This is a genomic window from Mesorhizobium sp. CO1-1-7, from assembly GCF_020164885.1.
Taxonomy (GTDB): domain Bacteria; phylum Pseudomonadota; class Alphaproteobacteria; order Rhizobiales; family Rhizobiaceae; genus Mesorhizobium; species Mesorhizobium australicum.
In genome coordinates this window covers 81,506-97,333 of record NZ_JAIUHA010000015.1, presented here as the reverse complement: position 1 = coordinate 97,333, position 15,828 = coordinate 81,506, and the positions used below count along the sequence as shown (strand labels likewise).

Here is a 15,828-nt window from a genome sequence, read left to right as displayed (position 1 = left end):
CACGAAAATCTCCATCATTCATAAAAAATCGGCAGCGCCGGGTGGCGCCGCCGAGCTCGATTGGTACCGGGATCAACTCCCGTAGACGTCGAATGAAAAATACTTGTCGTTGATTTCCTTGTACTTTCCGTTGGCGCGCAGCGCGTCGATTGCCGCGTTGAACTTGTCGGCCAGTTCCTTGTTGCCCTTCTGCAGCGCAATGCCGACCCCCGGGCCGTGAATGGCCGGATCGGCCGTCAGCGTGCCGAGCAGCTTGCAGCAGGCGCCGTCGGGCTTCTTCAGCCATTCGGTGAGGATGATCGAGCCGTCCATCATCGCGTCGAGGCGGCCATTGGCCATGTCGGTGCGGGCGTCGTCGCCGGTCGGGTAGGCCTTGACGGTCGAGCCCGAATATTTCTGCTCGGCGAAATTCTGGTGGATGGTGGCGCTCTGCACGCCCAGCACCTTGCCTTTCAGGTCGTCCGGCGAGGTGCCCGCGATGGCCGAGTCCTTCGGCACCGCGATGGCCGGCGGCGTCTGGTAGTATTTGTGGGTGAACTCGACCTTTTCGGCCCGCTCGGGCGTGATGGTGATGTTGATGATGGCGTCGAACTTGCCGGCCTGAAGCGCGGGAATGGAGCCGTCGAAATCCTGCACCGTGAACTCGCATTCGACCTTCATCTGCGCGCACAGCGCCTTGCCGAGATCGATGTCGAAACCGCCCAGCGTGCCGTCGGCATTGGCGTGGTTGAAGGGCGGGTAGGCACCCTCGGTACCGAGCCTCAGCTTTTTCTCCTGGGCGGAAGCAGCACCGGTTGCGAGCGCAAAGGCTACGGAAGCGGCAAGCACGAAACGACCGAAAAGACGCATGGTCCAGATCTCCGTTGACCGGCGAAGTCTACGGGCTTTCATGCTCCCGGCGGAGACGGAAACGACATGTGCCGCGGCGATCACGGCGCGGGGCAGTCCGCGTCCGGTCAGGTTCCTTGTGCGTCGGCCCCGAACAGAGCCCTGGCTTGCTCCGTCGTATAATAACCAAGCTGGACGTCCCGTGCGACCAGTTCCGGATCGCGCTCACGCGGATCGCCATAGCCGCCGCCACCCGGAGTGCCGACGCGCACGCGGTCGCCGGCCTTCAGCGGGATGTCCTGCTCCTTGGAGAGGTGCGGCGGCACATGCTCCTCGCCGTTGCGGAACACGGTCACGCTGTTGGGCTCGCCATCCCGACCGCCAAGGGCGCCCTGCGGACCGAAACGGCCATGGTCCATGACAAAGGAGGCGCGCGCCTCGCCGCGCAGGATCTCGACCTCATAGGCGAGGCCAAAACCACCACGATGCTTGCCGGCGCCGCCCGAGCCTTCGCGCAAGGCATAGTGGCGATAGAGCACCGGAAAGGCCTGCTCCATGATCTCGACCGGGGGCGACTTCGAAATGCCGATGGTCGAGCAGCCATTGGTCAGGCCGTCATGCCCCGAATTGCCGCCATAGCCGCCGCCGGATATCTGGTACATGACGTAGTCGCGGCCGCGCGCCGGATCGTTGCCGCCGAGCGCGAAATTGCCGCTGGAGCCGGCTGGGGCCGCCGTCACCTTGTCGGGCAGCGCCTGCACCATAGCCGCGAACACCGCCTCGGCGATGCGCTGCGACACTTCCGCCGCACAGCCGGACACGGGGCGGGGGTATTTGGCGTCGAGGAAAGTGCCTTCCGGCCGCTTGACCTCGAGCGGCTCGAAGGCGCCGGCGCTGATCGGCACGTCCGGAAAGATGTGGCGCATGGCGAGATAAACCGAGGACAGGGTCGTCGCCAGCACGCTGTTCATCGGTCCCGCACAAGGCTTTGACGATCCTGAAAAGTCGAAGGTCAGCGTGTCGCCCTTCTTGTCGACTGCGAGCGCTATGGTCAGCGGTTCGTTGACCACCCCGTCGGAATCGACAAAAGCCTTGGAGCGGTAGGTGCCATCGGGAATGGCCGCTATATTGGCGCGCATCTGCTCGGCGGCGCGGCGGCGTAGCTCGGCTATCGCCTCGACAACGGTTTCGTCTCCGTAACGATCCAGGGTTCCATTGAGCCTGTCCTGGCCGATCAACAGCGCGGCGGCCTGCGCCCGGATGTCGCCGATGCGCTGGTCGGCGACCCTGATGTTGGAGCAGATGATGGCGTAGATTTCAGGGTCGAGCACGCCCTTCTTGAACAGTTTTACCGGCGGCAGCCGCAGACCCTCCTGCTCGACAGCGGTCGCGGACGCGGAGAAGCCGCCGGGCACGGAGCCGCCAATGTCGGGCCAATGGCCGGTGTTCGACAACCAGCAGAAGATCTTTCCGCCGCGATAGACCGGCATGGCGAAGCGCACATCCATCAGATGCGTGCCGCCGAGATAGGGATCGTTGACGATGTAGATGTCGCCCGGCTCCGGGGCCAGGCAGCGGCCGTCGGCGATCATCTCGATCACCGTCCTGGTCGAATATTGCATGACGCCGACAAACACCGGCAGGCCCTCACTGCCCTGCGCGATCAGCGAGCCGTCGACGGCGGAATAGATGCCGTCCGAGCGGTCGTTGGCCTCGGCGATGACAGGCGAGAAGGCGGCGCGGGAAAAGGTCAGGTCCATCTCGTCGCAGACCTGCTGCAAAGCGGCCTGGAGCACCGAAAGCGTGATGGCGTCGAGCTTTGCGCTATCCACTGACATGTCAGGCCTCGCCAATGTCGATGATGATGTTGCCGCCGGCATCCGAGCGCGCGCGGTCGCCGGGTTCGAGCACGGTGGTCGCATCCATCTGTTCGAGGATCGCCGGCCCTTCGATGACCGCATCGAGCGGCAGCTTTTCCCTGCTGTAAACCGGCGTGTCGTGCCAGCGCCCGGCGTACCAGACCGGTCGGATCTCGCGCCGCGCCCCGTCGAGCGTCCTTGCCCGCCCGGCCGGGTCGATCAGCCGCGACAGGTCGATCGCCGGTCGCACGCCGGTGACCGAGGTGTTGAGGTTGACGAGGTTGGCGCGGATTTCCGGCAGCTCCACCTTGAAGCGGGCGAAATAGGCTTTCTCGAACAACGCCTGCAATTGGCTCCGGGTCACCGACGCGGACGGCAGCGGCACGTTGATGATGTGGGTCTGGCCGACGAACTGCATGTCGGCGGAGTGGGTGACGCGGATCGTTTCCGGCTTCACCGCTTCCTTGGCGATCAGCTCCTCGCCTTCGTTCCGGTGCCGTTCCAGTACCTGGTGGAGCTGGCTTTCGTCCAGCACGGCCACGGGCTGGTTGATGGTGTTGACGAAGTCATGGCGCAGATCGGCGACGACGCAGCCGAGCGCGTTGGTGATGCCGGGCCGCGCCGGCACCAGCACTTTGGGCAAGCCGAGTTCGCGCGCGAGCGCCGTCGCATGCAGCGGCCCGGCGCCGCCGAAGGCGAACAGCGCGAAATCGCGCGGATCATGGCCGCGCGACACCGACACCATGCGGATGGCGCCGGCCATCTTCATGTTGCCGAGCCTGAGCACCGCGCCCGCCGCCTCGACACCCGACAGGCCGGTTGCCTTGCCGATCCTGTCCTCGAAAATGCCGGTGACGCGCTCCAATGTGACCGGGTTTTCGACGGCCAGCAACTTCTTCGGCGCCAGCCGGCCGAGCACCAGGTTGGCGTCGGTGATCGTCGGCTCGGTCCCGCCGCGCCCATAGCATATCGGGCCGGGATTGGCGCCGGCACTTTCCGGGCCGATCTGGATCAGGCCGGCCGCATCGACGCGGGCGATCGAACCGCCGCCGGCGCCCACCGTATGCACCGCCACCATCGGCACATGGATGGGCATGGCATATTCGATCTCGATCTCGTTCGAGACCGCCGGTTCGGCGTTGCGGATCAGCGCCACGTCGGTCGAGGTGCCGCCCATGTCGTAGGTGACGAGGTTTTCGAAGCCTGCGCGCTTGCCCGTATAGGCGGCGGCGATAACGCCGGAGGCGGGGCCCGACATGACCGTCTTGGCCGATTCACGTGTGACGAAGCGGGCCGAGATCATGCCGCCATTGCCGTTCATGATCAGGAAGTCGCGGGCATAGCCCTTGTCGGCCAATTCCTTGCGCAGCCGCTCGACGTAGCGCTCCAGGATCGGCTGCACCGAGGCGTTGACCGAGGCCGTCACCCCGCGCTCGAATTCGCGCGCCTCCGACAGCAGCGCATGGCCTGACGTGATGTAGCCGTTCGGCCAGGCTTCGGCGGCGATCTCGGCGGCGCGCCGCTCATGCGTGGGGTTGGCGTAAGAGTGGAGGAAATGGATGACGAGGGATTCGCAGCCGGCCGCGATGAGCGCCTGTACCGCCTCGCGCATCTCGGCTTCATCGAGCGGCGTGCGCACCGCACCCGACGCCTCGACGCGCTCCGACACTTCGAGGCGCAGGTTGCGCGGAATGATTGGGACGAAGGTTCCGGTCATGCCATAGGGTTGCGGCCGCGTTCGCCGGCCGAGTTCGATCACGTCGCAAAAGCCGCGCGTGGTGATCATGCCGGTCTTGGCCAGCCGGCGCTCCAGCACCGCATTGGTGGTGGTGGTCGTGCCATGCACGATGAGGTCGATTCCCTCGATCGGAAAGCCGGTGGCGCCGAGCGCCGAAACCACGCCAAAGGCCTGGTTGTCGACCGTGGTCGGGGTCTTGGCCAGATACACCTTGCCACCGTCCTTGCCGTCGATCAGGAGCAGGTCGGTGAAAGTTCCGCCGACATCGATGCCGGCGACGACGCTGCCCAGGGAATCCGGCGGCTGCACCGAAAAATTCTCTTTCATTGTCGAAACCCGAAATGCTGGGACTACGGATATGCCACAGTTTGGAAAGGTGTTTTACGGCGGCATCTTGACGCAAATATCGTTTGTATACTAATAAATTCCGGACACAAGAGCTTACCGCTTCGGTAGCGTGCATGGCACGCCGGAACCTGAATGGTTCGGGCGCGCACGGGAAAGTTTGGCGCCCGCGTCTCTCATTGGGCGAGAAGGTTGGAATCGATGAACACCACGCCTGCGTTCAACACCGCTGAAGCCCGCCCGCTGCAGTTTCCGATTCCGGCCAACGTCTATGTCGAGACCGTCGTCTCGGTGAAACACTATACCGACCGGCTGTTCTCGTTCCGCATCACGCGCCCGCAGTCGCTGCGCTTCCGCTCGGGCGAATTCGTCATGATCGGCCTGCCCAATGCCGAGAAGCCGGTATATCGCGCCTACTCCGTCGCCAGCCCGGCCTGGGACGAAGAGCTGGAATTCTTCTCGATCAAGGTGCCGGACGGCCCGCTGACCTCGGAACTGCAGAAGATCCAGGTCGGCGACACGGTCATCATGCGCCAGAAATCGACCGGCACGCTGGTCGTCGACGCGCTGACGCCGGCCAAGCGCCTGTTCATGATCTCGACCGGCACCGGCATCGCGCCCTTTGCCAGCCTGCTGCGCGATCCCGACACTTACGAGAAGTTCGACCAGCTGATCCTGACCCACACCTGCCGCGACAATGCCGAGCTGATCTACGGCCAGGAGCTGGTGGCGGCGCTCGAAAGCGACCCGCTGATCGGCGAGCTGACCACTGGGCGCGTCACGCTGTACAATTCGACCACCCGCGAAGAGTCGGCGCGCATGGGCCGCATCACCGCGCTGATCGGCTCCGGCAAGTTCTACAGCGACCTCGGCATCGAAAAGCTCAATCCCGAAACCGACCGCATCATGATCTGCGGCTCGATGCACATGCTGAAGGACGTCAAGGAGCTGGCCGAAAGCCTCGGCTTCCAGGAAGGTTCGCTCAGCCATCCCTCGAGCTTCGTCGTCGAACGCGCCTTCGTCGGCTGAGTCCAGCGCGTCTCCCAGAAAGCTGGGTTTTGACCTTCCGGTCAAAAATCAGCTGCTTTCGCGGCCTTTTTCAGCTATCCCTCGCTTGAGGACTCGTGAAGCGCGACTTCGCGGGCTATCTTCGTGCGTGTCACCCAAAACTGTCGACGGCTTTGGGAGAAGGATGCGCGCGTGAGATATCAAGCGCACGCCGCTGAATGAAAGGGCAGGAGATGAGCAGCACAATCCGCGAAGCCGATCTTGGCACCAAGGTGACGCCGCTGCCGGCGCGCACCGCCGCCAACACGCCGGTGCCGCTGGACCATCATTTCGCGCGCAATCCCGGCCTGAAACTCGACCTCGGTTTTCTCGAATCGGTACGCAGCGTCAACCGCTCCGCGCTGGAACGCCGCGTCGCCAGCCTGACCAAGCGGCGCTCGATCAAGGCCGACAACCAGGCCGCCTGGCTGCTGCGGGCGATCGCCTGCATGGACCTGACGACGCTCAACTCCAACGACACCGAGGAGCGCGTGCGCCGGCTCTGCGCCAAGGCGATCAACCCGCTGCGCCGCGACATCATGGAAGGCCTCGGCATTGCGGGCGAGACCATCCGGCCCGCCGCCGTCTGCGTCTACCATCCCTTCGTCGCCACGGCCGTGGACGCGGTGCGCGGCACCGGCATCCATGTCGCCGCGGTCTCCACCGCCTTCCCGCATGGGCTGGCGCCGCTGTCGACCCGGTTGCAGGAGATCGAGGCCTCGGTGAAGGACGGCGCCGACGAGATCGATGTCGTCATCCCGCGCGGCCTGGTGTTCGGCGCCAAGTGGCGCGAGCTTTATAATGAAATCGTCTCGATGCGGGCCGCCTGCGGTGACGCGCATCTCAAGGTCATCTTGGGCACCGGCGACCTCGCCACGCTGCGCAACGTCATGCTGGCCTCGATGGTGGCGATGATGGCTGGCGCCGATTTCATCAAGACGTCGACCGGCAAGGAAAGCGTCAATGCCACACTGCCCGTCGGCCTCGCCATGGTGCGCGCCATCAGGGCCTATTTCGAGGAGACAGGCTATCTCATCGGCTTCAAGCCGGCGGGCGGCATTTCGACCGCGAAAGTCTCGCTCGACTGGCTGGTGCTGATGAAGGAAGAACTCGGCCGTCCATGGCTGGAGCCGGAGCTGTTCCGCTTTGGCGCATCGAGCCTGCTGACCGATATCGAACGTCAGCTCGAGCATCATCTGACCGGGCATTATTCGGCCAATCACCGCCACGCGATGGCTTGAGCACCCCCACCCCGATCGGCTTTGCCGATCGACCTCCCCACAAGGGGGAGGGCGAAGGAGGAACCTGATGAACGTCCTTGAACGCTATCACGCCATGGAATACGGCCCGGCGCCGGAGGCTCGCAACGAGGCCGATGCATGGCTGGCCGGGCGCGATTTCTCCAAGGCGCTGTTCATCGACGGCGCCTGGAAAGCGGCCGGAGGCGGCAAGACTTTCGACACCAGCGAGCCGTCTTCCGGCAAGCTGTTGGCCAAGGTGTCCGATGCCAATGCCGCCGACATCGACGCGGCGGTTGCGGCCGCCGCAAAGGCGCTGCCGAAATGGAGCGCCAGTTCCGGATACCAGCGCGCGAAAGTGCTCTACGCCATCGGCCGCGCCATGCAGCGCCACCAGCGGCTGTTCGCGGTGCTTGAGACGATCGACAACGGCAAGCCGATCCGCGAAAGCCGCGACATCGACGTGCCGCTGGCGATCCGCCATTTTATTCACCACGCCGGCTGGGCGCAGGCGCTGGACAGGGATTTTCCCGGCCAAAAGGGTGTCGGCGTCGTCGGCCAAATCATCCCGTGGAATTTTCCCCTGCTGATGCTGGCCTGGAAGATCGCGCCGGCGCTTGCGGCGGGCTGTACCGTGGTGCTGAAGCCGGCCGAGTTCACGCCGCTCACCGCCATTCTGTTCGCCGAGATCTGCGAGCGCGCCGGCGTGCCGAAAGGCGTCGTCAACATCGTGCAGGGCGGTCCGGAAGCGGGCGCGGCGATCGTCAACCACCCCGGCATCCAGAAAATCGCCTTCACCGGCTCCTCGGAAGTCGGCAAGATCATCCGCAAGGCCACGGCGGGCTCAGGGAAAAAGCTGTCGCTGGAACTTGGCGGCAAGTCGGCCTTCATCGTCTTCGAGGACGCCGATCTCGACAGCGCTGTCGAGGGCCTGGTCGACGGCATCTGGTTCAACCAGGGCCAGGTCTGCTGCGCCGGTTCGCGGCTTTTGGTGCAGGAAGGCATCGCCGATGCCTTGATCGCCAAGGTCAAGACACGGATGAGCCGGCTGCGTGTCGGCAGCCCGCTCGACAAGAACACCGATATCGGCCCGCTGGTCGACCTGACCCAGCTCGACCGGGTCAAGGGACTGATCGCCGAAGGTGCCCGGCAGGGCGCCGTCTGCTGGCAGCCGGATGCAACGCTGCCGTCTTCCGGCTACTATCACCTGCCGACGCTCGCTACCGGTGTTTCGCCGGCTAATGTTCTGGCGCAGGAAGAGGTGTTCGGGCCGGTGCTCGCCACCATGACCTTCCGCAACACCGAGGAAGCGATCGAACTCGCCAACAACACGCGCTATGGCCTCGCAGCCTCGGTGTGGAGCGAGAACGTCAACCTGGCGCTCCATGTCGCGCCGCAATTGAAGGCTGGCGTGGTCTGGGTCAACGGCACCAACATGTTCGACGCCGCCTGCGGCTTCGGCGGCTATCGCGAGAGCGGTTTCGGCCGCGAGGGCGGGCGCGAGGGCATGTTCGAATATCTCTCGGCAAAACTGCCGCTCGGCCCGGTCATCAAGCCGGCGCCATCTTCGGCGCAGCCCGTGGAACAGGCGGACGGCGCCGCTATCGACCGCACGGCGAAGCTGTTCATCGGCGGCAAGCAGGTGCGGCCGGACGGCAATTACTCGCTTGCCGTCGGCACCGCCAAGGGCAAGCTCGCCGGCGAAGTCGGGCTCGGCAGCCGCAAGGATATCCGTGATGCGGTTTCGGCTGCCCGCGCCTGCAAAAGCTGGCCGGAGGCGACCGCTTATAACAGGTCGCAGGTGCTTTATTACCTGGCCGAGAACCTTTCCGGCCGCGCGGAAGAATTTGCCGCCCGGCTCACCGAACTGACCGGAGCCAACGCCAAGGCCGCACGGGACGAGGTGGAGCTCTCGATCGAACGGCTGTTCCTCTATGCCGGCCTCGCCGACAAGTTCGAGGGGCGCGTGCACCAGCCGCCGGCGCGTGCCGTGACGCTGGCGCTGCACGAGCCGGTCGGCGTCGTCGGCATTGTCGCGCCGGACAATCAGCCCCTGCTCGGCTTCATCTCGCTGGTCGCGCCGGCGCTGGCCATGGGCAACACGGTGGTCGCCGTGCCATCGGAACGGTATCCGTTGCTGGCCACCGATCTCTATCAGGTCATCGAATATTCTGATGTGCCGGCCGGCGCGATCAACATCGTCACCGGACGCACCGCAGAGCTTGCCGGCGTGCTGGCCAAGCATGACGACGTCGACGGGCTCTGGCTGTTCGCCGACGCGGATACCTGCGCCAAGGCGGAAGCCGAGTCCATCGGCAACCTCAAACGCGTCTGGAGCGGCAACGGCCGCAGCCTCGACTGGGCCTCGGAAGAAGCCGCCGGCGACGTTTTTCTGCGCCGTGCCACCGAGGTGAAGAATGTCTGGGTGCCTTACGGCGACTAGAGCATGATGCCGAAAAGTGTGAAGCGGTTTCGGACGACATCATGCTCTATCTCTTTGATTTAGAGACGGATCCAGATTTCAGGCCGACTTGACCTGAAATCATCCGGCTCTAGGGCATGTCACCACAGGGATCGCGATCGGGCTTGACGCCTGGCCATATGTTCTTTAACCAGAAAAAACATCTTTATCTGTGAACTGGCACAGGCCGCACAATCGCGCCTGACTGGCACATGACGCTTTCGCCAGCCGCCGATAAAAGCTTTTTGACCCAAGCAGGCGAGGAACAAAGCATGGCGGAACTGGCGGGCAAGGTCGTTGTCATAACGGCAGCGGCGCAAGGCATCGGCAAGGCGAGCGCGCTGGCCTTCGCCAAGGCAGGCGCTACCGTCCATGCCACCGACATCAACGAGACGCTGCTGGCGGAACTCGCCAAGACATCAGGGATCAAGACCCGCAAGGTCGACGTTCTCAACGACGACGCGGTCAATGCCGCCTTTGCAGAGATCGGCGCCGTCGACGTGCTGTTCAATTGCGCCGGTTTCGTCCATTCGGGCTCGATCCTGGAGATGAAGGACAGTGATCTCGATTTCGCTTTCAATCTCAACGTGCGCGCCATGATCCGAACCATCCGGGCGGTGCTGCCCGGCATGCTGGAGCGTGGCGACGGGTCGATCATCAACATGGCTTCGCTGGCCAGTTCGACCAAGGGCGTGCCGAACCGCTTCGCCTATGGCGTCACCAAGGCCGCCGTCATCGGGCTGACCAAGGCGGTCGCGGCCGACTATGTCGGCAAGGGCATACGCTGCAACGCCATCTGCCCCGGCACGGTCGAGAGCCCGTCGCTGCAGGACCGCATGCACGCCCAGGGCGATTATGACGCCGCCCGCGCCGCCTTCATCGCCCGCCAGCCGATGGGCCGGCTCGGCACGCCGGAGGAGATCGCCGATCTCGCCGTCTACCTGGCCGGCGCCACCTACACGTCCGGGCAGGCCTATAATATCGACGGCGGCTGGTCGATCTGAGCGCTGCCTTGAGACAACCGGACATCGGATCGCCGGCCGCCAATACAGGCTGTTCGCGCTTGTCGTGAAGCAGGCCGATGGCTAGGGTCCGCCCGGTTCCAGAGACGGCCGCCCCGGCGGAGAGTTTGTAGAACGGCCACGAGGCCGCAATCAGGAGAAGATGCATGAAACTGCTGCGCTATGGCGAGGTGGGAAGCGAACGGCCCGGCCTGCTCGATGCGGATGGAACGATCCGCGATCTCTCCGCCCATGTTGCCGATATTGCCGGCACGACACTTCATCCGGCCTCGCTGGACATGCTTTCGAAGCTCGATGCGAAGTCGCTGCCGGCGGTTTCCGGCAAGCCGCGCCTCGGCGCCTGCGTCGCCGGCACCGGCAAGTTCATTTGCATCGGCCTCAACTATTCCGACCATGCCGCCGAGACCGGGGCCACCGTGCCGCCGGAGCCGATCATCTTCATGAAGGCAAGCTCGGCCATCGTCGGCCCGGACGACGACGTGCTGATCCCGCGCGGCTCCGAGAAGACCGACTGGGAAGTCGAGCTCGGCGTGGTTATCGGCAAAACCGCCAAATATGTCAGCGAAGCCGACGCGCTCGACCATGTCGCCGGCTATTGCGTCTCCCATGACGTGTCCGAGCGCGCCTTCCAGGCCGAGCGCCAGGGCCAGTGGACCAAGGGCAAGAGCTGCGACACGTTCGGCCCGACCGGACCGTGGCTGGTGACCAAGGACGAAGTTTCAGACCCGCAGAACCTGAAGATGTGGCTGACGGTCAACGGCAAGACGATGCAGAACGGCTCGACCAAGACCATGGTCTATGGCGTTGCCTATCTCGTTTCCTACCTCAGCCAGTTCATGTCGCTGCACCCCGGCGACATTATTTCGACCGGCACCCCGCCCGGCGTCGGCCTCGGCATGAAGCCGCCGGTGTTCTTGAAGGCAGGCGATGTCGTGGAGTTGGGGATCGAAGGATTGGGGCAGCAGAAGCAGACGTTCAAGGCCGATTTGTAAGCGTAACTTCTCGTTCCCTCCTTGTGGTGCTCCGGAAGGAGAGAAGACGGTTTCGCGCCTTTCCTCTCCCCCGTCGATCGGGGGAGAGGTGTCGAGCGAAGCTCGACGGAGTGGGGGGTCGACTGCTCGGCGAGAGACTAAGCACTCGCTGGGGTTGCGCCTGCTTTTCAGCGACCGCGCTTGGAAGAAGCGCTTTCCCCCACTCCGTCGCCGCTTCGCGGCGCCACCTCTCCCCCCTCCGGAGGGAGAGGAAAGAAGACGCGCCGACGTATCTACTTTATCGTCGTCCCATCAGCGCCGAACCGATAGGTCTTCGCCGCATCGGGCGTCGCATAGAGCGTGGCGCCCGGCTCCGCGTCGTACACGCCGAAAATCCGCACGGTGATCAGGCCGGCCTTCTCGCAATCCAGATAGAGATTGGTGTCGGCGCCGAGATGTTCGGCGTGGACGACCGTGCCCTTCCAGGCGCCGGATTTCGGATCGACGGTCAGGTGCTCCGGCCGCACGCCGATGGTCTTGGCTGTCTCACCGAGCCGGGCGCCGTCGACGAAATTCATCTTCGGCGAGCCGATGAAGCCGGCGACGAACTCGTTTGCCGGCGAATTGTAGAGCTCCATCGGGCCGCCGATCTGCTCGATTTTTCCGGCATTGAGCACCACGATCTTGTCGGCCAGCGTCATCGCCTCGACCTGGTCGTGGGTGACGTAGATCATCGTCGCCTTCAGCCGGCGATGTAGCTGCGCGATCTCCAGCCGCGTGTTGACGCGCAGCGCCGCGTCGAGGTTCGACAGCGGTTCGTCGAACAGGAACAGTTTCGGCTCGCGCACCACGGCGCGGCCGATGGCGACGCGCTGGCGCTGGCCGCCGGAAAGTTCCGCAGGTCGTCTTTCGAGATAGGGCTCGAGCGACAGCATGGACGAGGCGATGCCGATGCGGCGGTCGATTTCCGCCGCCGGCGTGTTCGCCTGTTTGAGGCCGAGGCCCATATTGTTCTTCACCGTCAGATGCGGATAGAGCGCATAGGTCTGAAACACCATGGCGATGCCGCGTTTCGCCGGCGGGGTGACCGAGACATCCTCGCCATCGATCAGCACCCGGCCCGAGGTCGAATCCTCCAGACCGGCGATGACCCGGAGCAATGTCGACTTGCCGCAACCCGAAGGGCCGACAAAGACGACGAACTCGCCATCCGTCACTTCGAGGTCGATGCCCTTCAGCACCTCGACCGGCCCAAAGGCCTTTTTCACGTTCTCGATCTTCAGCGAGCCCACGGCAGTCCTCCAAATTGATGAGTAGGCGCCAAGCGGGCGCCGTAAGGCGCGGACGACGACAGCCTGATCACAGTCGCACCGCCTTTCCGCCGCGCACGCTCTCGTCGGCGGCAAGGCAGACGGCGAGCGACCGCACGGCGTCGTCCATATGTCTGGTGAGATCGATATCCTCGCGGATCGCCTTGAGGACAAATGCCTGTTCGAGATCGCAGAGATCCTGATGGCCGGGTTCGCCTTCCATCGACAACATCTCGTCCGCCTTTAGGAACTTGCCGTCCGTGCCGGTCGCGGCGCTGTGCAGGCGGATGGTCGAGGTCTTGGTGTGGGTGTCGATGTCGTCGGACTTCACGCCCTCCTTCATGACGATCGACACGCAGCCCTTGGGCGAAATCACGTCCTTCACGAAGAAGGCGGTTTCCGAAATCATCGGGCCCCAGCCGGCCTCGTACCAGCCGACCGAACCGTCATCGAACAGCACCTGCAGATGGCCATAATTGTACATGGAGGGCGCGACTTCCTCGGTCAGCCGCACGCCCATCCCGCGCACCTCGACCGGCTTGGCATCGGTGATCTGCAGCATGACGTCGAGATAATGCACGCCGCAATCGACGATCGGCGATGTCGTCTGCATCAGCTGCTTGTGCGTCTCCCAGGTATGGCCCGAGGATTGCTGGTTGAGGTTCATGCGGAACACGTAGGGACCGCCGAGCTTGCGCGCTTCGGCGATCAACCGGATCCAGGACGGGTGGTGGCGCAGGATATAGCCGATCACCAGCTTTCGGCCGTTGGCCTTGGCTGCCGCGACGACACGCCTGGCGTCGGCCACCGTCGTTGCCAGCGGCTTTTCGACGAAGACATGGCAGCCGGCCTCGAACGCTTTCACCGCATAATCGGCATGGCTGTCGGAATAGGTGGCGACGCAGGCGACGTCGGGCTTTTCGTCGCGCAGGGCGTCATCGAACGAACGCCTGATGCCATAGCCGGACAGCCCCCCAGGCAAAGGCACGTCGGAGCGGTTGACCAGCGCGGCGATCTGAAAACCTGGATTGGTGTGATAGGCCAGCGCATGGCTGCGGCCCATATTGCCTAGGCCGGCGACGACAACGCGAAGGGGTCTTTCTGAACTCACTTGACGGCTCCGGAAGTAATGCCGCGGATCAGTTGCCGCGAGAAGATGACGTAGAGGATCAGCACCGGCAGGATCGCCAGCGACAGTGCTGCCAGAATGGCGTTCCAGTTGGTGACGAACTGGCCGAGGAAAAGCTGGGCGCCGAGCGTCACCGTCTTGGTCTCTTCCGACGGCGCCAGGATCAGCGGGAACCACAGATCGTTCCAGATCGGGATCATGGTGAAGACGGCGACGGTTGCCATCGACGGCCGCACCAGCGGCACGACCAGACGGAAGAAGATGGTGTATTCCGACAGGCCGTCGATGCGGCCGGCGTTCTTCAGATCGTCGGACACCTGCTTCATGAATTCGGACAGGATGAAGACCGCCAGCGGCAGGCCTTGCGCGGTGTAGACCAGGATCAGCGCCGTCAGCGTGTTGACCAGCCCGCTCGCCACCATCAATTGCAGGATGGCGACGGTGGCGAGGCGGATCGGGATCATGATTCCGAGCGCCAAATAAAGCCCCATCATCGTGTTGCCGCGAAAGCGATATTCCGACAGCGCGAACGCAGCCATGGCGCCGAACAGAAGCACGAAGAACAGCGAGCCGACGGTGACGACGAGACTGTTCTGGAAATAGTGGATGAAGTCGCCCTGGCCGATCACCGTGGTGTAGCCGATCAGGTCGAAAGTCTTTGGCGTCGGCGGCGTCAGCGGCGCGCCAAAGATGCCAGCGCGGGACTTGAACGAATTCATGATGACCAGGATCACCGGAAACAGCGCGATCGCCGTGTAGGTCAGCAGGATCGCGTGGGCGCCGATGGTGCGGGGCAGTGAACGGGTGGCGATGCTCATCTCCGTCCCCTCAGAACTGGTAGCGACGCAGGCGCGTCTGGATGAGGAAGAGGTAGACGCAGACACCGCCCAGGATGATCAGGAACATGATCGTGGCGATGGTCGCGCCCATGTTGGGATCGCCGACCTGCAGCTGGAAGCCGAAGAAGGCGCGGTAGAGGAAGGTGCCGAGAATATCGGTCGAATAGTTCGGACCGGCGAGAGCCCCTTGAGCGGTGTAGATCAGGTCGAAGGCGTTGAAGTTGCCGACGAAGGTGAGGATCGAGATGATGCCGATCGACGGCAGGATCAGCGGCAGCTTGATCTTCCAGAACTGCGACAGGCCGGTGATGCCATCGCATTCGGCCGCCTCGATCACCTCTTCGGGGATCGACAGCAGCGCGGCATAGATCAGCATCATCGGAATGCCGATGAACTGCCACACCGAGATCAGGCTGAGCGCGGTCAGCGCGTACTGCTCCTTGCCGAGCCAGGGCGTGAACAGGCTTTTCAGGCCGACGAAGTCGAGCAGATGCGGCGCCACGCCCCATAGCGGCGACAGGATCAGCTTCCAGGCAAAGCCGACGATGACGAAGGACAGGATGGTCGGCACGAAGATCGCGGTGCGGTAGAAGGCGGCGAACCGCAGCCTGGGGCTGGAGAGAATTGCCGCCAACAGCACGCCGACCGGGTTCTGCACCAGCATGTGGATGATGAAGAACCAGACATTGTTGCGCAACGCATTCCAGAAATTGACCGACCAGTTGGGATCGCCGAACAGGGTGCGGAAATTGTCCAGGCCGACGAAGATCTGGGACTGGTCGACATTGCGGAACAGCGAGAGCTGCAGCGTGCCGGCGAGCGGCAGGATCATGATCGCCGTGTAGACGAGCACCGCCGGCGCCAGGAAGACGGCGATATGCCAGCGGAATGGTCTTTTGGGTCGTGTTTGTGCGGCCATGAGTTCGGTCCCCGCCGTCTCTCGGTTCCAGACGATGTGATGCTAGATGATGCCTCGATGCATGGCCCAACCTTGCCCGGTGCGGCAAGACAAAGGCCTGCGACTGATCAGCCAGCCTTCCC

General features: G+C 63.9%; 12 protein-coding genes. 5 read left to right on the top strand and 7 right to left on the bottom strand.

What is annotated here, in order from left to right; genetic code table 11:
* Window positions 1–72: 72 nt before the first annotated feature.
* The 3 genes from LB516_RS27560 to LB516_RS27550 all read right to left on the bottom strand — a co-directional run bounded on the left by LB516_RS27560 (window position 73) and on the right by LB516_RS27550 (window position 4,752).
* On the bottom strand, window positions 73–849 hold the full coding sequence (locus LB516_RS27560) for an ABC transporter substrate-binding protein (RefSeq protein ID WP_140619751.1): 777 nt from the start codon (window positions 847–849) through the stop codon (window positions 73–75).
* 107 nt (window positions 850–956) lie between these two features.
* Window positions 957–2,666, bottom strand: a complete 1,710-nt coding sequence (locus LB516_RS27555) for a hydantoinase B/oxoprolinase family protein (RefSeq protein ID WP_224720723.1) — start codon at window positions 2,664–2,666, stop codon at window positions 957–959.
* Between the two features lies 1 nt (window position 2,667).
* Window positions 2,668–4,752, bottom strand: a complete 2,085-nt coding sequence (locus tag LB516_RS27550; RefSeq protein ID WP_224720722.1) for a hydantoinase/oxoprolinase family protein — start codon at window positions 4,750–4,752, stop codon at window positions 2,668–2,670.
* Window positions 4,753–4,971: 219 nt separating this feature from the next.
* Here LB516_RS27550 and LB516_RS27545 point away from each other — a divergent pair, with 219 nt between their 5' ends.
* The 5 genes from LB516_RS27545 (at window position 4,972) to LB516_RS27525 (ending at window position 11,530) form a co-directional block, all read left to right on the top strand.
* Complete coding sequence (locus LB516_RS27545; RefSeq protein WP_224720721.1) at window positions 4,972–5,799, top strand: ferredoxin--NADP reductase; 828 nt, start codon at window positions 4,972–4,974, stop codon at window positions 5,797–5,799.
* A gap of 212 nt (window positions 5,800–6,011) precedes the next feature.
* Window positions 6,012–7,058, top strand: coding sequence for a deoxyribose-phosphate aldolase (deoC, locus tag LB516_RS27540; RefSeq protein WP_224720720.1), 1,047 nt, complete (start codon window positions 6,012–6,014; stop codon window positions 7,056–7,058).
* Between the two features lie 67 nt (window positions 7,059–7,125).
* A complete protein-coding gene (locus LB516_RS27535; RefSeq protein ID WP_224720719.1) occupies window positions 7,126–9,498 on the top strand; it encodes an aldehyde dehydrogenase family protein in 2,373 nt (790 codons plus the stop codon).
* A gap of 290 nt (window positions 9,499–9,788) precedes the next feature.
* Window positions 9,789–10,520: an SDR family oxidoreductase gene (locus LB516_RS27530; RefSeq protein ID WP_140660271.1), complete on the top strand. Its 732-nt coding sequence runs from the start codon at window positions 9,789–9,791 to the stop codon at window positions 10,518–10,520.
* A gap of 164 nt (window positions 10,521–10,684) precedes the next feature.
* A complete protein-coding gene (locus LB516_RS27525) occupies window positions 10,685–11,530 on the top strand; it encodes a fumarylacetoacetate hydrolase family protein (protein WP_140719413.1) in 846 nt (281 codons plus the stop codon).
* A 272-nt stretch (window positions 11,531–11,802) separates the two neighbouring features.
* Here LB516_RS27525 and LB516_RS27520 read toward each other — a convergent pair whose 3' ends face one another.
* The 4 genes from LB516_RS27520 to LB516_RS27505 all read right to left on the bottom strand — a co-directional run bounded on the left by LB516_RS27520 (window position 11,803) and on the right by LB516_RS27505 (window position 15,706).
* The gene (locus LB516_RS27520) at window positions 11,803–12,801 is read right to left on the bottom strand and encodes an ABC transporter ATP-binding protein (RefSeq protein ID WP_140792339.1); all 999 of its coding nucleotides are present in this window, start codon (window positions 12,799–12,801) and stop codon (window positions 11,803–11,805) included.
* A 67-nt stretch (window positions 12,802–12,868) separates the two neighbouring features.
* Window positions 12,869–13,930 (bottom strand): Gfo/Idh/MocA family protein, encoded by a 1,062-nt coding sequence (locus LB516_RS27515; RefSeq protein WP_140792341.1) that lies wholly within the window; start codon window positions 13,928–13,930, stop codon window positions 12,869–12,871.
* Window positions 13,927–14,766 (bottom strand): carbohydrate ABC transporter permease, encoded by an 840-nt coding sequence (locus LB516_RS27510; RefSeq protein ID WP_140660275.1) that lies wholly within the window; start codon window positions 14,764–14,766, stop codon window positions 13,927–13,929. Before LB516_RS27510 ends, LB516_RS27515 begins: the two co-directional genes overlap by 4 nt.
* A 10-nt stretch (window positions 14,767–14,776) precedes the next feature.
* A complete protein-coding gene (locus LB516_RS27505; RefSeq protein WP_015314651.1) occupies window positions 14,777–15,706 on the bottom strand; it encodes a carbohydrate ABC transporter permease in 930 nt (309 codons plus the stop codon).
* Between the last annotated feature and the right edge of the window lie 122 nt (window positions 15,707–15,828).

Excerpts from the sequence above, each read along its gene's own strand:
- LB516_RS27510 (WP_140660275.1), bottom strand. The coding sequence starts at position 14,766 with ATGAGCATCGCCACCCGTTCACTGCCCCGCACCATCGGCGCCCACGCG.
- LB516_RS27560 (WP_140619751.1), bottom strand. The coding sequence starts at position 849 with ATGCGTCTTTTCGGTCGTTTCGTGCTTGCCGCTTCCGTAGCCTTTGCG.
- LB516_RS27555 (WP_224720723.1), bottom strand. The coding sequence starts at position 2,666 with ATGTCAGTGGATAGCGCAAAGCTCGACGCCATCACGCTTTCGGTGCTC.
- LB516_RS27505 (WP_015314651.1), bottom strand. The coding sequence starts at position 15,706 with ATGGCCGCACAAACACGACCCAAAAGACCATTCCGCTGGCATATCGCC.
- LB516_RS27525 (WP_140719413.1), top strand. The coding sequence starts at position 10,685 with ATGAAACTGCTGCGCTATGGCGAGGTGGGAAGCGAACGGCCCGGCCTG.
- LB516_RS27545 (WP_224720721.1), top strand. The coding sequence starts at position 4,972 with ATGAACACCACGCCTGCGTTCAACACCGCTGAAGCCCGCCCGCTGCAG.
- deoC (WP_224720720.1), top strand. The coding sequence starts at position 6,012 with ATGAGCAGCACAATCCGCGAAGCCGATCTTGGCACCAAGGTGACGCCG.
- LB516_RS27550 (WP_224720722.1), bottom strand. The coding sequence starts at position 4,752 with ATGAAAGAGAATTTTTCGGTGCAGCCGCCGGATTCCCTGGGCAGCGTC.
- LB516_RS27535 (WP_224720719.1), top strand. The coding sequence starts at position 7,126 with ATGAACGTCCTTGAACGCTATCACGCCATGGAATACGGCCCGGCGCCG.
- LB516_RS27530 (WP_140660271.1), top strand. The coding sequence starts at position 9,789 with ATGGCGGAACTGGCGGGCAAGGTCGTTGTCATAACGGCAGCGGCGCAA.